Genomic DNA, 18,168 nt, shown 5'->3' with positions numbered 1-18,168 from the left:
CTCCTATTTCACGTCACGGCGCCCCTGCACCTGGGCCTGAGCTTTGGCGGCGATACTGTCCATGGCCTCCTTGGCCGTTGTCTTGCCCAGCCATACGTTATCCATGGCAGGATTGACGATATCCATGATTTTGTTGAAATTTTTAACGTAGCCGGTAGGCGTAGCATGGCTATGATTCAGCACAACGTCAATCACCGCATCTTTGTAGCCTGATGGCCGGGAAGGCTGATTCACCGCCCATTTGCCCAGCAGGGCATCATCCGTATACCAGTCCTTCAGCGAAGGCATCCAGGTGCCGTAAGTCAGCATATCGATCGACGCGTCCGGGTCAATGAGCGCCTTGAGCAGCTCCCAGGACTCTTGGGGATGCTTGGTGGATTTAAAGATGGAGAACATAGCGCAAACTACCGTGGTCGCCGGCTTTTTCATGACAGGAAGCACCCCGACGTTAAAGTGAACTTTCGACTCCGCAAGTGTGCTGGTGTTCCATTGTCCGTCAATCACCATCGCCACTTTTCTCGTCTGCAGAGCCACATTCGTTGCCGGAATGTTCTTGGCCTGCAGCGGTGACGGAGCAACGTGGTACTTATTGATCAGGTCGGCGATATTTTGCAGCGCCTCGACAGCTTCCGGCTGGTTCAAAGCAAACGTCTTGCCGTCCGGGGAGACAAAGTCGCCGCCGTTCGAGTAAATAAAGCTGCTGTACGATCCCCACCAGTTGCCGGGGTTCACCCCGTATTGTTTAATGTTTTTCGGATCAAAATTCGGATCATCCGCGTTCCGGCCTTTGTTATCCAGGGTCAGCTTCTTAGCGGTGTCCACGAACTGTTCCCAGGTCCACGCTTCCGATACCTTTGAAGGCGGCGGCGTCAACCCAGCTTCCTTGAAGACATCTTCGTTATAAAAAAGCGTAAACGATTCCGGGCCGGGGGCAATACCGATGATGTTGCCGGGCTCCGAGGAATAGGTGATATTCGGCACCAGAGTATCGGCCTTTATTTCGGGATCGTTGTCCAGATATTCCTGAAGATTCACGAATTTCCCCTGCTCCGCAAGCGGAAAGGCGATCGTCGCCGATTCCATCATAGCCACATCCGGCTCATCGTTGCCTGCAACCATGGTCGTCAGCTTTGTGTCGTAATCGGTAGGGATCTGCTGCAATTCCACCTTAACGTTGGGGTGTTCTGCTTCGAACCGGGCGATTACCTTTTTGTTGACTGCAATTTCATTAGGCGCTCCCCATAAGGTGAGACGGAGCTTGATGGGTTCCCCGGAGTCAGCCTGTGTTGCTTCCTTATTAGCGCTTCCAGCTCCTGGCCCGCCGCTTTCCTCCGACCGGGTGCAGGCACTCAGCAGCAATCCGGCCGTGAGCAGAAACGCAATCATGGCCGTCAGCGGTTTTCGATGTGCTCTCAACATTAACTTTAACCCCTCTCCTGCGTTACGAATGATTTCATAGCTGCAGCCTATGTTGCCTTTGATTATAGATTTAAGGCAGCGCTTTCAAAACCGGATTATTTTTGGAATAGTGGACTTTGATTAGGGCGATGGGGAAGTGTGATGATAACGCGTGTTCCCTGACCTAAGGCGGATTCGATATCGACGCCGTACTCGTCCCCATACGCGAGACGAATGCGGGAAATGGTGTTTTTGATGCCGATCGAGGCGGACTCTGCATACAAAATCCGGTGAACCGTTTCCCGGCTCATGCCGCGCCCGTTATCCGACACCACCAGCATGCGTACCCCGTCCTTGATCCTTCCGGTAACTTCGATGCGCCCTCCCTCTTCCATTTGCTCGAAACCGTGAAGAATGGCATTCTCGACGAACGGCTGAAACAGCAGCCTCGGCACCGGCGTATCCAGCAGCTCGGGGACGATGCCAAAATGAACCGAAAACTTCGATTCGAAGCGGGCCTCCATAATAAAAAAATAGTCCTTCATCCATTCGAGCTCCTCGGCGATCGTTACGGCCCCCCAGTCCTTGCGCGAGGTGTAGTGCAGCATATTGGACAGGCGGACGAGCATCCGGTTCAGCTCCTTCTGTCCCGATTCGATGGCCATCCAGTTCATAATGTTGAGCGTATTGTAGAGAAAATGCGGATTCATCTGCATGTTGAGCGCCATGATTTCCGCCTCCTTCTCCTTGATCCGGATTTCGTAGTTTTCCTTTACCAGCGTTTCGATGCGCGAATTCATCCGATTGAACCGCTGGAGCAGCACCCCGAACTCGTCATGGGTCCGGACCTCCACCCGCGTCTGAAAGTCCCCTTCTCCGACCGAGCGCATGGCGGTGAAAAGCTGCCGGATCGGCCCCGTGATTTTGCGGACGATAAAGTAAGCGAACAAGTACGCAATCAACGCCAGAAGCATGGCCAGCACGATCGTCGACGTGCGGATGGTCGGAATAAAGCCGCGGACGAGCGTGGATTCCGGAATCATGACCACCGAGAGCCAGCCGGTTACGGGGGAGCGGTCGAAGCAAAGGATCGTCTTTTCGCCATGCAGCACCAATCTCTGCGTTCCGCTGCCCGTCTTTCGAATGGCATCTACCCATTGTTCATTGAACACCTTGGTCACCTGGGAGGCATCCGAGCTGGCCACGACCTTGTTATCCGGATCGATGACCAAATAGCTTGAGCCTGCAGGAATACTCTGCTCGAATTGGGAGTTGAAAAAGTCCGCCCTGAAGCCGATCGTCAACACCGGCCTCTCTACGTCAGGCTTCATCCTTGCAAGCGTGGAGTTATCGACATAGGAAAATTCCATTAGGCGGGTGGCGGAAAACATGTACCGGTAATCGATATCGCTGTTTTGCAGCCAGGGCTGATCGAACATTTGGACGAAATCGTAGGTAGGGTACCAGACCATTTTGCCATGTGCTGCCTCCGCCTCCTTATACAGCGCCGTGCGGGTCGGATCGCCCTGCGGAAGATTCCGCTGTGAGCCGAAACTGTAATAGGAGGTCCACAGCTGGTACGTGTACACATCCTCATTTTGCGTAAAATACTTGCTCAGAATGGCCGACACCTGCCTGTCCGCATTCAGCAGCTCCGACGGGACGGAAGGATCCAGCCGATTGAAAATCCGAAAGAGGTCCCGGTCCACGAACAAAGCCAAACTGCCTTGGTCTACCTTCCTCAGCTTCGTGTCCATGACCTCATTGCTCTTCTTGACGATCTCGAGCACGCTGTTTTGCGCCTGATCCCGCATTGAGCTCAAGCCGTTCCGGTAATAAATGAAGCTTAGCAGCAGTAAAGGCAGCGCGATGAGAACCAAATAGCTGGCCAGGAGTCTGGAGCGGAATTTCATCTGGAGCTCCCCTCCCCTGATTTTTGCTGTCTGGCCCAATGCCGGTACGCTTCCGGCGTAGCGCCGACATGCTTTTTGAAGCTCCGGGAAAAGTATTTGGTGTCGCGGAAACCGCATCTTTCGGCGATCTCATAGACCTTTAATCTGCTGCCGTCCCGCAGCAGTTCTTCGGCTTTACGTATCCGGATCTCAATGAGAACATCGGAGAAGGAGCGCCCCGTTGCCTCCTTGAACAATGTACTGAAATAAGACGGGTTGAAGCGGAACGATTCCGCCACCGATTCCAGGGATAAATCGTCCATGTACCGCTCGCGCATCAGGTCCAGGCAGCTGTCGATCACGAGCTCGCGTTTGCTTTTTTTCTGTTCCTTCAGCGTGCTGCCGATTCGCCCGAGCGCCGCTTCCAAAATCGTCAGCATTTCCGAAAAACGGCGGCAGGAGCGGATATGCTGCACGGCCTCTTCCACCACCTCGTTCAGCCCCAACCCCGGTTTGCTGTCCGCCAGCTTCAGCAGGAGCAGGCAAGTTTGGTCCTTGACGGTCTGCGGATCAGCCATGCCGTCAGCCGACATGGCGGTCACGGCCTTGCGGCACAGCTCCTTGGCAGCATCCTCATCGCTGGTATGGAGAAGATCAAGCAGCTCTGCCGCGGAGCACGTTAAAACCGGACGCACGGGCAGAAGCTCGTCATGGAACAACACGGCGCCATGCTGGTCGTAAAACAGATACGACAGCGCAGCCAAAGCCGTTCTGTAAGACTGCGGCCCACCCTCGGTCAGATCAACGCATTCATCCCCGATGGCATGCACCCATCGTCCAGGGGATCCCCCGCCGGCAGGCTCCGTCTGAAGACTTGTAACAACCCTGCGGATTTCTTCCCGTCTTTCACCGAGACTTGCGCCGGCTTGAAGGATCGTGACCCACCTTGGCCGCGTCCAATCCGCCACATCCCATGCGACCGTAAAAGCCGTACCGAAGGTAGACCAGGCGCGTTCCAGCGCGCGGTGCAGCCTGTCGGCCTGCAGGGAGGTGGAGCGGGGTTCAATGTAAGTGTCAGGTAATGAAGTTCGGAGCTCGGATAGCATCTCACGCTGCGGATATTTCGTGGCAAAGTCGCTTCCTTTTCCGCTGGCCGGCTCCAGTTCCGAAACGATGACCAAACCCTGGCCATCCGCGTTTCCGGTTGAAAGCCAGCTCCGTTCCTCCTCCCCGCTCAGGCTGCCGGACAGCCACTGCTGCATTAAGCGTCCTTGATGGGCCAATGAGGCTGCCGTCATTTGTTCCTCCAGCACCTTGGTTTGGACCCTCGCTTCCCGCTCCTCCCGATGGATGCTTTCCAGGCGAACCAGCACTTCTTCCAGCTTGTCGACATCGACCGGTTTTAACAAATAATCAAAGGCCCCTTGCCGCAATGCCTCCTGGGCATATTCGAAAAGGTTATACGCGGACAGCATTACGACCCGCGGCTTGTAGGGCAAGGCTTCCTTCAATCGGCGCAGGAACGTAAGCCCGTCCATTTGCGGCATCCGGATGTCCGTAAAAATGACGTCAGGCCGGTCGATGCCGGCCATTTCAAGCGCTTTGGCTCCGTCCCCGGCCGTAAATACCTCGCAGCCAGGCCGGCTCGCCAGCAGCATTCCGGCCATGCCCCGGCGGTGCCGCGGCTCATCGTCTACAATCATGATTCTCAAGCGGTTCACCCCCAGAAATTCATACCATTAAATTCAACAACATCGTATCAGATGGGAGAACAGGTAGATATATAAAAAAACAACCCGGGCAGGAGGCGATCCTGTCCGGGGTGTGGTGGTTTATGGACTATATTTGAAAATTTCAGTAAGTCGAAGGGACTGCATAGCGGACACTGAAAGGTTTCCCTAACGGGATCAAGCTTTCAATGTCGTCCGGTTCATTCAAAGGCCCCCAGATCTATCGCTGACGATTCTGATGGAAGAAGAACGTCCGCAATACCATCGTTATTCGTTTCACCTGAAGCAATTTCCACACCGTTATGCAGCATTCGAATTGAGCACCGGTGCCGCCTCGGATGTTTACCGGGCCAGCGACTCCACAATCCCGCGGGCGATCCACACGCCGGCCGCCCCGGCTTGGGCCAAACCGCGCGTAATCCCCGCCCCGTCGCCACCGCAGTACAGGCCGCGGATTTCCGTCTCCAACGTCTCCGACAGCTTTGGACGAGCGGAGTAAAACTTGGCTTCGACGCCATAGAAAAGCGTATGCTCCGAAGCGATGCCCGGCGTGACATGGTTCAGCGCCTCGACCATTTCGATCAGGCTTTTCATCGTATTGTAAGGCAGAACAAGACCAAGGTCCCCCGGCACGGCCTCCTTCAGGGTCGGCTCCAAAAATCCTTCCCGAATCCGCCCTTCGGTCGAGCGCCGTCCGCGCAAAATATCCCCGTATTTCTGGACGATAATCCCGCCGCTCGACAGGTCGTTGGCCCGTTTGCAAATTTCGCGGGCATACTCGTTCGGCTTATCGAACGGTTCCGTAAATTTATGCGAGACTAACAGCGCAAAGTTCGTGTTGGATGAGCCCAGCGCCGGATCCTTGAAAGAATGGCCGTTGGCCGCCATAGCGCCGCTGTGGTTTTCGACCACGACATGGCCGGAAGGGTTACTGCAGAACGTGCGAACCCGGGTTCCGACAGACGTGTTAAACACAAATTTCCCCTCGTACAGATGCTGGTTGATTTCCGACATCACCACGTCAGAGGTTTCAACGCGAACGCCGACGTCGACCTGATTGTTGTACATTTTGAGCCGCCGCTTCTTCAGGATGCTCGTCAGCCAAGCTGACCCGTCCCGGCCTGGGGCGATGATGACTCGGCTAGCCTCATAGCTGTCCCCGTTCTTCAAGACGATGCCCTCCACCGTATGGCCGCCGTCTTCTTTGACGGTGAGTATGTCTTCCACCTCGGCTTTGAACATCATGTCGATGCGCGTGTTCAGAAACTCGTAGATCGATTTTAAAATTTCCAGGTTCTGCTCGGTGCCGAGATGCCGCACCTGTGCCCGCAGCAGCTTCAATCCCGCGGCGTAACCACGCTGCTCGATGCCCCGGATGACGTCCGTCGTCGGATCGGTAATATTCGTCGTGGCGCCATGCTGCAAGTTCAGCTCGTCCACGTACCCAATCAACTCGAGCACTTTGGATGGAGGCAGATAGTCCGTCATCCAGCCGCCAAATTCGGTCGTAATGTTAAATTTTCCGTCGCTGTAAGCTCCGGCTCCACCGAAGCCCGCTGTGATCGAGCAGGCGGGAACGCAGCCTGCAAATTCCTTACGGCCGCCGGCAGGCGGACACAACTTGATTTTGTCCTCCAGAATCGGACAGCTGCGGCGGTAAATATCATGCCCTTTATCCACCAGAAGCACCTTCAGGTGAGGCGCCTTCAAAGTGAATTCATAACAGGCAAAAATGCCGGCCGGACCGGCTCCAACGACAATGACATCATATTTACTCATCATGTTCCTCCTGAAATGGGTTAGATCCGGTAGGCCATCACCAGGAAAGCCCGGACCGAGCGCGTCTTCACAACAAGCGACAAAGCGGGGTGCCCGCTGCCTGCCAGGCCGGGATATCCGCAAACAACAAAAAACCCCCGGCATAGAATAGGTATGCAAAGCAGCCTATTCGTAGCCAGGGATTTACGGCCCCTTGTAGAAACCCTCAAACCATATCATTGAGGTTATACGAACAATGTATCCATATTTATCATTTACAGGAGTTAGTGTAATGGATAAATACGAATGTGTCAACATATTACTTACGTATCGTTCGTATATGCCAGCAAACATCTGAATAAACAAACCGAATAATAGATTATATATTAAAAAAACCGAACATTATAACAAACCAACAAAAAACCGAATTGCCAATATTCCCTCGATCGGATACGATGTAAGCGTTACCTATAGGCAGCGAGCCATACCGATTTTTGATTCTATTTCAATGTACGGGAGGTATACCGGATGATTAAAGGGATCGGGCATTTGGCCTTTGATGTGGCCGATATGAACAAATCGATTGATTTCTACTGCGGCATTCTCGGATTCAAAAAGGCTTTTTCGATTGAGGATGATCATGGCAACCCTTGGATCGAGTATATTAAAGTCCGCGACGGCCAGTTTATTGAACTGTTCCATGGTGCTGAAAGTAAACCTGCTGCGGTGAAGCGCCCCATCGGATTCTCTCATTTATGCCTGGAAGTGGACAGCATCGAAGAAATTGCCGCCCATTTGAAACGGAGCGGGGTCCCCTTGGACGTGGAGCCCAAGCAGGGCAAAGACTCCAACTGGCAGTGCTGGGCGAAGGATCCGGACGGCAATCGCATCGAATTTATGCAGCTTAACCCGGATTCCCCGCAAATGAAAGCTTAAAAAAAACCCCTTAGTCGCATCATACATGCGACTGAGGGGATTTCTTTAACTCGAGTTGGGAATGAGACCTGTTCTGCCACTGACGCCCGGCCCTATTTTCCTTCGGTCGACAGCTGATCGTCTGATGCCTTCTCATCAGACGTGTCTACGGATCCCTGATCCGTATTTCCTTGCCCGTGATCAGCGGTCAAGACGAACGATCCGCCGGACGCATTGACTTTTTCAATCTTGGCAATGTCCAGCTTTTTGCCCAGCTTCAAGGTTACGGTGCTGATGTATTCGTCCGTGAGCACCGTACCGGAACCCACCGTGCCCGTAGTTCCCGCACCGTCCGTCTCTTCTCCGGAGGTAGAGTTGCTGCTGTCTCCGCTGCCTGCGGCCGCATCGTCTTTTCCGCCGGCACTGCCGGTCGTACTATCAGCCGCCTGGTTGGTACCCGTCCCCTCGCCGTTCGAATCCGTTCCCGCTGTTCCATCCGCGGCTTTCGTCGTCCCGGTGGAGGACCCGCCGGTATCCGCCTGTCCGTCCTTCGCCGCATCCGTACCGGAGACCCCTGAGGACTCGCCGTTCTGACCGCTGTCCGTCGCATCGGTGCCCGACGTTCCCGCCGAATCGGTGGTCTGTCCGTCGGTTGACTTGTCTGCAGACGCATCTCCGGACACGGAATCCGTTCCCGCGTCCGGATCCGCCGCGCACTGGCTAACCGTCTGCGGATCAATCGCCTCGAACAGGATGTTACCATCCTTATCCAAGACGGTCACCTCGCCTGCCTTGAAGTTCCGGCAGGCCTCCGGCTGCTTGAAGTGGAAGGTGAGCTCCGTCGTCTCCCCTTGATCCCCATCCTTGACCTGCTCCGCCGTCAGCAGGGGAATTTCCGTTGCCGTCTCCGTCGCCGGAGGCTGGGATGCGACCGGCGGTTTCTTCACGTCTACAGGGTCCGCCTTCCGGTCGAAGGCGCCGTTCGCCTGCAGCGTCAGCATCGTAACGCCTGCCGCGATCACAACGATCAGCAGTACCGAGCTGAGCATGATCGGCTTGCGGTTGTTTCTGAAAAACTTCATCCACGAAGGCGCCAGCTCCCCCCGTGCTCGGGCATAGGCGGGCTGAAGCGCCGGCGGAGCGGAGTCAAAGTATCGTTTAACCTTGTCTTTGTTCCGGAACGCGCCCGGGTCATTTCTTTTAATAAACGACACGATCGCCGCGGCGTACGCCGGTACCAAGCCGCGCGGACGCACAAACAGCGGCTGATTAGCCGACCACTGGATATACTCGTACACCGTCTCCGGGCTGTCTCCGTATTTATACACGAAATCGAGCAGGGATCCGTAGTCCACCGCTCCGGTCTCCACGTCCTGGCAGAAGGCCAGGGTAATCCAATCGAACACCTCCGGCTTCACTTCCCGCTTCAGCCAGTTGCGGCCGATATGCTGCACTTGGTCCCTCTCGGCAAAGGACAATCCGTCCAGCACGTCCTCCCTTTTCGGATGGTCGGTACCGAACCATTGATAGAGCGACAGCATCACATTCGCTTTGGAACGGACCCGCGCATCGAAGCGGGATACCCACGATCTCAATTCCTTCGGCTCCCGCAGAAATCCAATATCGAGCAGCTGCTCCCTCGAAAGACGTTCCAAATCCAGATCTTTCAGCAAAAAAAGATTGGCCGCATACACCAGCCGGTCGACAAACCGCGATCCGCCTTCGATTTGGCCCAGTCCGCGGCCCGGATCCCGCTCGAGATCATCCAGCTGGTCCATCACCGCGTTTACGGCGCGGACCGGATCGGACTCCCGGCCGAGCTTGTCCATCAGCTGCGTGTCCGCAAGCTTGGTGAACACGGTGTTTTCCAGCACGATCGGATGATTCTGCACCCACGCACCGGCGAGTTTAACCAGATCGCTGGCTGTGGCGGCCTGTTTCAGCTGCTTCTCGATATAAGGCTCGAAAAGTAAGCCGGGCAGACCCGGGCTGCTGAGCACGCGGGCGAAGAAAGCACGGCTTAAAGCCGGCGTGCCCTCCAGCATGCCGTACGCTGCTTGCGCAATATCCTCACGCTGCTGAGACAGCGCATTGTTGATCGTACGGATGAAGTACTCCACGATCCGCAGGCCGAAATTTTTGCCGTCGATGGCGTAGTAATCCTTGATGCTCTCGATGATGTCCGTGCCGGGCACCTCGGCCAGCTTCACCCGGTCCAGCTCCCGGTCAAAACGCGTCAAGAACAGCTGATTCAGCCGCGCTTTGGCATGAAGCGCCCCGGGCGTGGACAGGTATTCGAGAATGCAGCGGAGCACCGGGCCGGGATGCACCGTATACAGATCTTCCCGCCCCTGATCGATCTGGTACAGCACGCAAAGCTCATGGTATCCCGCAACTGAAATGCGCCGGATCGGCTCCATGCCCTCCATCATTTGGTCGGCAAAAGCATAAAAATCCGCCGCCCGCTCCGGATTCCGCAGATTCGTCCAGGCAAAATCCAGATAAGGCTGCTTCGACCAGTCCAGGTCCACGTTGATGACGCGGCGCGCCGCCAGCTCAAACAAATAATCCTTCTCGACGCTGCGGTCGCCGAGGCGCAGGCCCCCTTTTTCCACAAAGGTCAGGTGGATGCCCTTTTTGCTCTGCGGCTCTTTGGCATAAGTCAGAAATCCAAGCTCGCGGCGAAGCGCGTAAGGCAGGCTGCCGTACAGCACATTCAGCAGCTGGCGAGCTTTGACGGATAACTGTTCCACCGGAACGTCCAGGACGATGTACACCTTCTTTTTGCCCGATATGGACGACATGGCCGCGAACAGCAGCTGCTTGTACACCTTCTCGTCGATGTGCAGCTCCTCCAGGAGCGCCATCACTTCGGCCGGCGCCATTTCCTGCGCGCCTTCCGCCTCCGGAAGGTCCACCAGTTCGGGAAGATCCGTCCCCTGCTCAATGTCGTACTGATCGGCAAACTGGGCGTTCAGCAGCTTGCGGTAATCTGTGCCCGCCTGTTCCATCCAGCCCGGAGGGAGTACGTAGTTATGGGTAAAAAAGGCGCTGCGCAGGCCCGTAAAATCCGCCGGCTGGTACACGCTCCGTCCCAGAACCGTTTCCCCGGTCTCGGCCTGAAACAGATGCAGGGCGTCCGGATAAGCGGCCGCTTCCTTCTCGCTCCGCGCGGTCAGCTCCGCCGGGGCGTCGTACTGGCAGAACGGATGCAGCACCTTTTTAATAAAACCATGCTCCAGCCCCAGCGATCTGGCGATCGTATCAAAACCTTCGGTGGAGCGGAAAATCCCGCGCCGTTCGCGGGTATACATTTGCTGCTGAACTTTTTCGGGAGTGAAATCAGGCACTAGTCTTCTCTCCCCTCGATGTATTTCAGCTTGTACAGCAGCCAGATAAAGGGCTCATCGACCCGGATCGGGCTGACCACGCTTTGCAGCTTCTGCCCCACCGGATTGCTGCCCAGCGCAGACACCGCGAAATAAGCCGTATTGGAAAAGTACACGTCCATCGTCCCCTTAAACGGCCGGTCGACCTTTTCGATGAAGCGGCGGATTTCCCCGTCGATATTCTCGAACTCGGTCAGATTCAAAGATTTGCGGTGCACCATGTTGTTGAAAATGTTGCTGTTCGACTTCACGTACTCGCCGTCCTCGTCCTTCAACGAGTGGAGCATGTCGCTCTTGGTCAGCACCACGGCCGTCGGTATGTCGGTCTTGCCCTTGTCCTCGTAGGCGATAAAGTCGCCGAACAGGGTCAGCACCACGTCCCGCGGCTCGTCGTACTGCGACACCCATTCGCCAGGCTGGTCACCTATATTCAGGCGGATCTTCTCGCGGATCGAGCGGATCTGCAGCGGATCGACCATGAACAGGATACCCGCGGAGTTTTTGATGTGCTGCCCGTGCAGACCGAGGTAGTCCTCGTCGACCATGCCCTCACCGGCCACATCGAAGAACACCAGCGTAAGCGGCGGTTTGGTCTCGTCCTTGAACACGAATTGGAAAATAAACGGCTCCTGCATCTTCTCCTTCTGCGTGGAGGCGAGCAGGTCCCCGCGTTCAAACAGCGGCTCCTCGTACATCGTACGGAACTTACGGCTGATCTCCGCATTCAGCGGCATGCAGGCCGCATCGAAATGGTCCGCCGTCATATGCTGAAGCGTATGGATCAGCGAGGTCATATACACCGATTTGCCGACCTGCGATGCGCCGATGATCGAAATGATATTGCTCGGCACTTTGCCCGCCGTTACCGGAAGTTCGTTATGGCACTTCGGGCACAGCCGTCTGCGCGTGACCACCCCGTAGCGGTCGTTCAACCCGATCAGCACATGATCGGAGTAGATTTGATGCTCCTCGGGAATGTCCCGCGGATAGAGGATCGCTTCCATGTCGTACACCGAATCCAAGCCGAAGCGTTCCCGGTAGCGGTTCAGCTCCTCATCCTCACGGAGCGCGTAATCCTCATCGTCCTCCCGATGATGGGCGGCGCGGAACACGACCTCCTCCGGCGAAAATTTGCTGAAGCAGTAAGGACATACGATATCGTAAAACAATGGCCGGGGCTCCGGCTCCGGCTTTCTCTTGAACCTGTCAAAAATGCCCATGGTGCTTTCGTTCCCCCTTCCCAGTGCTTCTATGTTAAAAAGCTGGCTCGTAAGAGCCGCTGATGCTTTTCGTAAGCTGGCTCGAAGAGCCGCTGATGCTTTTCGTAAGCTGGCTCATTAGAGCCGCTGATGCCTTTTCGTGAGCTGGCTCGGAGAGCCGCTGATGCCTTTTCGTGAGCTGGCTCGGAGAGCCGCTGATGCCTTTTCGTGAGCTGGCTCATTAGAGCCGCTGATATCTCTCGTTTTGCGAAAGCAAAACATCGAGAAGGACTTCTTCGAGCCGTGGCATGGAAGCTAAAGCCCGCTCCGATGCCGGATCATTCTTCCGATCGCTGTTGCCTCCAAATTTCCTGATTTGATTAACCCTGTTAAAGGTTGAAATTCCGAGGCAAAGGCGACCGCTGCCGCTTCTCCAGAATGATTCCGTCCTCTCCGCTGGGTCATCTCAAGCAGTCCTTCTTCTCCAGACCCTCGCGCTGCATAAGCCTTAGGGAGTTCTGTTAGCTCGGCATTCAGCTCAGCCTGCCCTTAACGCTATGATCTTCCCTAGGCTCCAAATTCTAATCTCTGATCATCATTCTAATCTCTGATCATCAAGTTCTAAGTTCCAAGCTATAATCTTTAAGCTTTAATGCTTTACGCTCTTCAAACTCCAAGCACTTCTCTCAAAGCTCTGCTCTCTTAATGTATACGTCCTGCTAATCTATTCGTTCTGGTCATCTTCTCGTTCTGCTAATCTATTTGTTCTGCAGATCTAACGTTTAACTCTACCGCGAACCTTCAAACTCCATTCTGCAACTTTACAGGTCGATTCCGCAAGCTTGCGAACGTTTAGTCCTGTAATTCGTCTCTTAAAGCAAGCAATCCGCCCTTGAATCTAGTTCCGTTCACTCTAACCCTTAATTTCACTAGTTTAATAGTTCATATGTTTAATCTCTGTATTTTATCGTACATTCCCTACCCACAAGCAGCCGGCATGGCCTGCCCCAGAACCCCGAGGCGGCTCACACCTGCCATCTTCGAGCTAATCAGCTTCCGCCCGCTCCTCTGAGTCTGCTCACAGCTTCCTCCTGCCAAGCGAGCATAGAGCGCCCTGAGTCCGCCCACAAGCCCCCTTGCCAAGCGGGATATGAAGCACCTTGAATCTGCCCACAATTCTCCCAGCCAAGCGAACATAGAGCACCCCGAGTCCGCCCACAAGCGCCTCCCGCCATGTCGATATGGAGCATCCTGAGTCTACCCACAAATTGCCCCCTGCCAAGCGGAATATATGGACCGGAGAGTTTACGTGCTTCCTTTGAAATCGTGTTATTCCCTTCTAATCTCATCCAAATAACACGATTTCAAGAGAAGCCGCAGGGGCATATATGGAGCGACCTATATGGAGCGTAACTCGTACAGCTGCCCGTACTTCTCCCCGTCCGTAAAAAACAGGCGTACGTAGTCGTTTTTGCCCACCTCGATGACGGGCAGCACGTTTTTGCCCGCCGCGAAGTCCATGACGAACGGATACACCGTTCCGTCTTCCTTGTGGGCGGGGGAGCTTCCCTGCTTTTTGACGTAGCAGAGCGCTTCCTTAGGGATCGGAACCTCGGTCGTCACCCGGATTTCCACGGTTTTGAACTTCTGCAGCCATCCGCCCTTCTCGCGGATGGAGACGGTCACGCGGGCTTTGCCTGTGCTGAAGACGGCGCGATTGGCCCCGTCAGGCTGGCGGAACAGTACGGCCTCACCTTGCTCCGTTACCGATGCGTAGACGGTGTAGACGACGCGCCCGACGCCCTCGATCCGGTCGTGGTAACCGTTGTTCGCTTTGTATTCGTTTCGGGTATACAGCCTAAGCTTACCGGAAGGCGGGTCGGACGGAACCGAAACCCCGCCCTCCCCCGCATCCTCCGCAAGAATGTCAAAGGCTCTGCCGATATACACGGCTTGAATCCCCTCCGGCCACTGCCAGCGGAGGGTACAGCGGTCCTCGTCCAGCTGGTGGGACAAGCCGCGGATGACCGGGTCGCCCGGCTGGGCATCGATAAACCGCATAAGTCATACGCCTCCTTGCTTAGAATCCTCTGCTCGTGTTGTCTTTCTGGCGCCGGTCGAAGCCGGACTGCGTCCGCCCGGCCTGTCCCGGACGCTGAAGACCGGTCGCCAGTTTGCCGTTCTCCTTCACCGGAATGACGCCGGTGAACAGAGCCAGCACGCCGGCCAGAATCAGGCATGACAGCAGGCGAACCATTTCGTCCCCAACGGTGTGGCCCGACAGGCCGAATTCAAGCACAGCTCCGGCGATCAAACCGGACACCACGCCGCCAATGCCAAAGCTGCGGGCCAGATACCGGTTGTCGAAAACAAGGCCGAGGGACAGGCCGATCGCCCCGCCGATAATGGCGATGAAGGCAATGTGCAGCGCCCGGTAATAGACGCTGTCCTGCGTCGGGCCGGTCCGTTCGGTCAGAAGCGTCCGATCGCCCACGTCTTCATAGATTTGCTGGAAAACCAGCGACAGGTCGCCCGCATTGGTCACGTCGTAATACTGCCCGCCCGTCTCCCGGGCAATGTCCTGCAGCAGCTGTGCTCCATCCGCCTGAACCAGGCTGAGCCCGATCGTGTTGACGGCGATATGGCGCTGCTTGTACGCTGCTAGGGCACTGTTCAGGTCGACATCGCTAATGCCGTCCGACAGCAGAATGACCATCGTGTTCCGGCTGGCGTCGTTCGTCTCCTCGATATGCTTCATCGTATCCGCCAGCGCCAGGCTGATGTTCGTTCCCCCGTCGGTTGCTTCAAGCCCGTCAATTTCGGAGATGACCTTACTCTTGGCGTCCTTATTTTTGACCTTCATGAACGGCTGCAGCAGGGTAGTCTGGTCATTAAAGACCATCACCGCCACCCGGTTGTCGCTGTCCATCCGGTTGATCAGGCTTTTGGCCGCGGTGTAGCGGTCATTGTCCGGATCGGTCTGCCCCATGCTTCCAGAGTTGTCGATGACCAGGGCAATGTCCTTGACGGGCTTGGCATGTCCGGGATTGATTTCGTAGACGAACTCCAAAATCAGACCCAGCACGAAGACCAGCACCAACGTGGCCGGCACGAGCAATTTCCAGGAAGTCCCCAAATACCGCTGCCTCCAGGACGGTCCGTTCAGGCGCGGTGACATCATCTCCGCGATCAGGCAGCCTGTGCCGATGCAGAGAGCCAGAATCCCCAAATATATTCCAATGGCCACGATTCGCGGAAGATCGCTGCCCCACACGTGCAGCACGACCTCTCCGATCACGTAGCCGGCCGCGCCGCCGATCAGGCTGAGGAGCAGCAGAAGCAAATTGATTTTACGCTGCATGATACCATGCTTCCTTTCTTAAGTGGCGCCCGGGCCCTTACCGCAGCTCCGGCAGCTGCCCGGGGTCCACGCCGTGAAATTCGTAGCCGTTCTGGACGTACGTCTCATAATAGGCTTTGCCGTTGCGGTAGTACATCAAGTCCTCCAGATGGAATCCGCCCATCAGGTTCAGCTTCTCGACGCCGCTGCTGCGCTTCTCGTGCACGACCCCCAGCTTGTAGATCCGTGAAGTCTCGTCTGCCGCGAGGGCATACCGGATGAATTCGCTGCGGGCGTCGCCGAAGAAATATTTTTCCTCATAGCGGTGTTCCTGCGTATAATCAAACAGCCGCACGTTAATCACCGCATGCTCCTCAAGGGTCCGGTACAGCATCTTGAACAGGTCTTCCTTCGACAGCACCTGCTTGTTGCTGTAATCGATCGTTACGTTGGCCCGGCGCAAAAGTTCATCCTCAAAGGTCTGATCAAAAGGCTCCGCCGTCAGCAAATCGCGCTCCACGACAGCAATGAGCCTCTCCAGCAGTCTGTCAGTCCCTGCAGCGGACAGAGCCGACAGGTTCCCGACATAACGGTCCTCGAAAAAGATATACGGCCCCCTCTTCGCCTCCAGGTCGCGCATAATGTCTTCCGTCACGAGTCCGTAGTACTCCATAATGTTCTGCCCGATATAATCATCGGCAGCCCGAATGCTTTGCTGCGCGGAGGCATGCAGCTCGCCCTCCAGCTGCTCCAGACGCTGCGCCTGCCGTTTGTAGTGGCCGTGCAGACGCTCCAGCTCCGCCTCGTAACGGCGGTATAGCTTCAGCTCGGTCTCCAGGAGAAGCAATTCCAGCTTGCGCTGGTAGATGGTCTCCAAAAAATAGCGGATAAAGTTCCGTACATTATGCTTGTCCATCAGCGGCCGTTTCGGAAAAGACAGGTTCTCCACCAGCTCCCCGTAATACCCGTCGAGCTCGGCCCGATCAGCCTCCAGCTGGCTGCCCATATCGCGTATCCGCCCCCGCAGTGCCTCCAGCACGCCGCCGGCTCCGTCTTTCTCGCCGGTCCATGCCGCAATGTGGAAAACGCTGATCTCCGGATGCTCCGACATCCGCTGCCGGATGATGGAATCCAGCTCTTCCGCCCCGTCCAGGCGGCCCAGCGCTTCGCTCGTCTCCTGCTCGTAGTTGGCCTGGAAATACCGCCGGCATCCGTCTCCGAACAGCGCCTCCTCCGCTTCGCGCACGGACATGCGTTTCAGCGAAGCGAAGCCGACCGGCCGGGTCATCATGCCGTTCATCTCCTCGATCCGGCTTCCGTCCGGCACCAAATGGTCCGCGCGCGACGAAACCGCCGCTGAATCCAGCCCGAAGAACGCCAGGCGTTCCTTGATGCCGAGCTCTCTGCCGGCCTTCATCCGCAGCAGCAGCTGGCTGTAGAAATGGTACAGCACCGTCAGCGCGATCGGCTGGTTCGGCCGCTTGACCCGGGAGAAACCGGCGGAGATATAACCCTGCCGGCCGGACTCGGTCATGATGTTGTTTTTAAAAGAGGTGTTGTTATAACTCCCCGCCTGTCCGTCGACCTGATGTTCCTTCTGCTTGCGGTTCTTCAGCAGGCCGAGGTGGCAGATGATCTCATAGTTGTCCTGCATGCCGCCCGGATCGGCGATGCCGCGCTCGTTTTTGTCCGACAGCACGTACACCAGATCGAACAGCGGTGAAGCCGGGTGCGTTACCGGAATGGACAGTCCGTCCTCCGTCACATGCAGCGGTGCGGAGAACGCGTACTCCGGGCGCTGCATCATGTCCAGCTCCCGCAGAAAGGAAACTCCTGCGGAACTGGCGTATCCGAACGACTCCAGCTGCTCCCGTTCGCTGATCAGCGCGTACAGGTCCATCTGAACCGACTTGAACGACTGGCTGAATATCGATTGGGCCAGCAGCGAAATTTCCGGTATGAACACATTAAGCGGGTCGTCGACCCGCGTAATGACAGAGAGATGAATCCGGTCGAACGAGGAATACATCCGGCCGTAATCCGCAATATGATGGCTGAGCCGGCGGATCGCCTTATTCAGCTCAAACAGCTGCCTTTCGTTCCGGTAGAACGCCCGGTACAGCTCTTTGCGTATCGTTTTGGGGTCATTCGGCACAGCGGAATCGTCCAACAGAAACCGGCTCAACAAGGAGCCGCCGTCTTCGGAACGCATTTCGCCGAATCCGTACCCTGGGGCCTCGAACCGTCCGTCCTCATGATGGCCCCTATCGGCCATGGACACCGAAGTGCCGAGGGTTTCGCCTGAAGCGATAGCACCCTGGTTCTTGCCGGACGCCGTGCCAACATGAAAATACGTCACTCCGGCGCTGTTATCCCACTTTTGCCGGTGGATCTTCATGATCGGGCCGATGGCGTCCGCTGTCTTATCGCCGATAAACAGAAGCACCGCCGGGTAATGGATGCTGCTCTGGTCGTCTCCCTTACCCGTCAGGCTCTCCTGGGCCGCGGCATAGCTGGATGCAAACCGCTCTAAAATGCCGTTCATCG

At 56.2% G+C, this 18,168-nt stretch carries 10 protein-coding genes and 1 riboswitch; of the genes, 1 reads left to right on the top strand and 9 read right to left on the bottom strand.

Translation table 11 applies throughout. From position 1 onward, the window contains the following. Positions 1 to 3 precede the first annotated feature (3 nt). The 4 genes from CJP46_RS23530 to CJP46_RS23515 all read right to left on the bottom strand — a co-directional run bounded on the left by CJP46_RS23530 (position 4) and on the right by CJP46_RS23515 (position 6,799). The gene (locus CJP46_RS23530; RefSeq protein ID WP_094598060.1) at positions 4 to 1,419 is read right to left on the bottom strand and encodes an ABC transporter substrate-binding protein; all 1,416 of its coding nucleotides are present in this window, start codon (positions 1,417 to 1,419) and stop codon (positions 4 to 6) included. A gap of 95 nt (positions 1,420 to 1,514) precedes the next feature. Next, complete coding sequence (locus CJP46_RS23525; RefSeq protein ID WP_094598059.1) at positions 1,515 to 3,311, bottom strand: sensor histidine kinase; 1,797 nt, start codon at positions 3,309 to 3,311, stop codon at positions 1,515 to 1,517. Further along, entirely contained in the window at positions 3,308 to 4,993 is a 1,686-nt protein-coding gene (locus CJP46_RS23520) for a response regulator (protein WP_256992503.1), read from the bottom strand. The genes CJP46_RS23525 and CJP46_RS23520 overlap by 4 nt, the downstream gene beginning before the upstream one ends. A gap of 369 nt (positions 4,994 to 5,362) precedes the next feature. Then, positions 5,363 to 6,799 (bottom strand): NAD(P)/FAD-dependent oxidoreductase, encoded by a 1,437-nt coding sequence (locus CJP46_RS23515; RefSeq protein ID WP_094598057.1) that lies wholly within the window; start codon positions 6,797 to 6,799, stop codon positions 5,363 to 5,365. 152 nt (positions 6,800 to 6,951) lie between these two features. Next, a riboswitch (purine riboswitch) is annotated at positions 6,952 to 7,051 on the bottom strand. A 255-nt stretch (positions 7,052 to 7,306) separates the two neighbouring features. On the opposite strand from CJP46_RS23515, the gene CJP46_RS23510 reads away from it, so the two are divergent. Continuing rightward, positions 7,307 to 7,714, top strand: coding sequence for a VOC family protein (locus tag CJP46_RS23510; RefSeq protein WP_094598056.1), 408 nt, complete (start codon positions 7,307 to 7,309; stop codon positions 7,712 to 7,714). Between the two features lie 92 nt (positions 7,715 to 7,806). Here CJP46_RS23510 and CJP46_RS23505 read toward each other — a convergent pair whose 3' ends face one another. From CJP46_RS23505 to CJP46_RS23480, 5 genes are all read right to left on the bottom strand, one after another. Further along, positions 7,807 to 11,043: a GAP1-N2 domain-containing protein gene (locus CJP46_RS23505; protein ID WP_094598055.1), complete on the bottom strand. Its 3,237-nt coding sequence runs from the start codon at positions 11,041 to 11,043 to the stop codon at positions 7,807 to 7,809. Next, positions 11,043 to 12,302: a hypothetical protein gene (locus CJP46_RS23500; protein ID WP_094598054.1), complete on the bottom strand. Its 1,260-nt coding sequence runs from the start codon at positions 12,300 to 12,302 to the stop codon at positions 11,043 to 11,045. The genes CJP46_RS23505 and CJP46_RS23500 overlap by 1 nt, the downstream gene beginning before the upstream one ends. Before the next feature lie 1,377 nt (positions 12,303 to 13,679). Next, positions 13,680 to 14,342 carry a beta-mannanase gene (locus tag CJP46_RS23490; RefSeq protein ID WP_094598052.1) on the bottom strand — a complete coding sequence of 221 codons (663 nt, stop codon included), beginning with the start codon at positions 14,340 to 14,342 and terminating at the stop codon, positions 13,680 to 13,682. A gap of 19 nt (positions 14,343 to 14,361) precedes the next feature. Beyond that, entirely contained in the window at positions 14,362 to 15,642 is a 1,281-nt protein-coding gene (locus CJP46_RS23485; protein ID WP_094598051.1) for a vWA domain-containing protein, read from the bottom strand. 37 nt (positions 15,643 to 15,679) lie between these two features. Further along, positions 15,680 to 18,166, bottom strand: coding sequence for a transcription initiation factor TFIID (locus CJP46_RS23480; RefSeq protein WP_094598050.1), 2,487 nt, complete (start codon positions 18,164 to 18,166; stop codon positions 15,680 to 15,682). Between the last annotated feature and the right edge of the window lie 2 nt (positions 18,167 to 18,168).

Source organism: Paenibacillus sp. XY044, from assembly GCF_002257645.1.
GTDB lineage: Bacteria > Bacillota > Bacilli > Paenibacillales > Paenibacillaceae > Paenibacillus_AQ.
Note: the sequence above shows the minus strand (reverse complement) of the source record. Positions and strands in the feature narration are given on the sequence as shown.

Coding starts and splice junctions, on each gene's coding strand:
- CJP46_RS23530 (WP_094598060.1), bottom strand. CDS start 1,419: ATGTTGAGAGCACATCGAAAACCGCTGACGGCCATGATTGCGTTTCTG.
- CJP46_RS23525 (WP_094598059.1), bottom strand. CDS start 3,311: ATGAAATTCCGCTCCAGACTCCTGGCCAGCTATTTGGTTCTCATCGCG.
- CJP46_RS23520 (WP_256992503.1), bottom strand. CDS start 4,993: ATGATTGTAGACGATGAGCCGCGGCACCGCCGGGGCATGGCCGGAATG.
- CJP46_RS23515 (WP_094598057.1), bottom strand. CDS start 6,799: ATGAGTAAATATGATGTCATTGTCGTTGGAGCCGGTCCGGCCGGCATT.
- CJP46_RS23510 (WP_094598056.1), top strand. CDS start 7,307: ATGATTAAAGGGATCGGGCATTTGGCCTTTGATGTGGCCGATATGAAC.
- CJP46_RS23500 (WP_094598054.1), bottom strand. CDS start 12,302: ATGGGCATTTTTGACAGGTTCAAGAGAAAGCCGGAGCCGGAGCCCCGG.
- CJP46_RS23490 (WP_094598052.1), bottom strand. CDS start 14,342: ATGCGGTTTATCGATGCCCAGCCGGGCGACCCGGTCATCCGCGGCTTG.
- CJP46_RS23485 (WP_094598051.1), bottom strand. CDS start 15,642: ATGCAGCGTAAAATCAATTTGCTTCTGCTGCTCCTCAGCCTGATCGGC.
- CJP46_RS23480 (WP_094598050.1), bottom strand. CDS start 18,166: ATGAACGGCATTTTAGAGCGGTTTGCATCCAGCTATGCCGCGGCCCAG.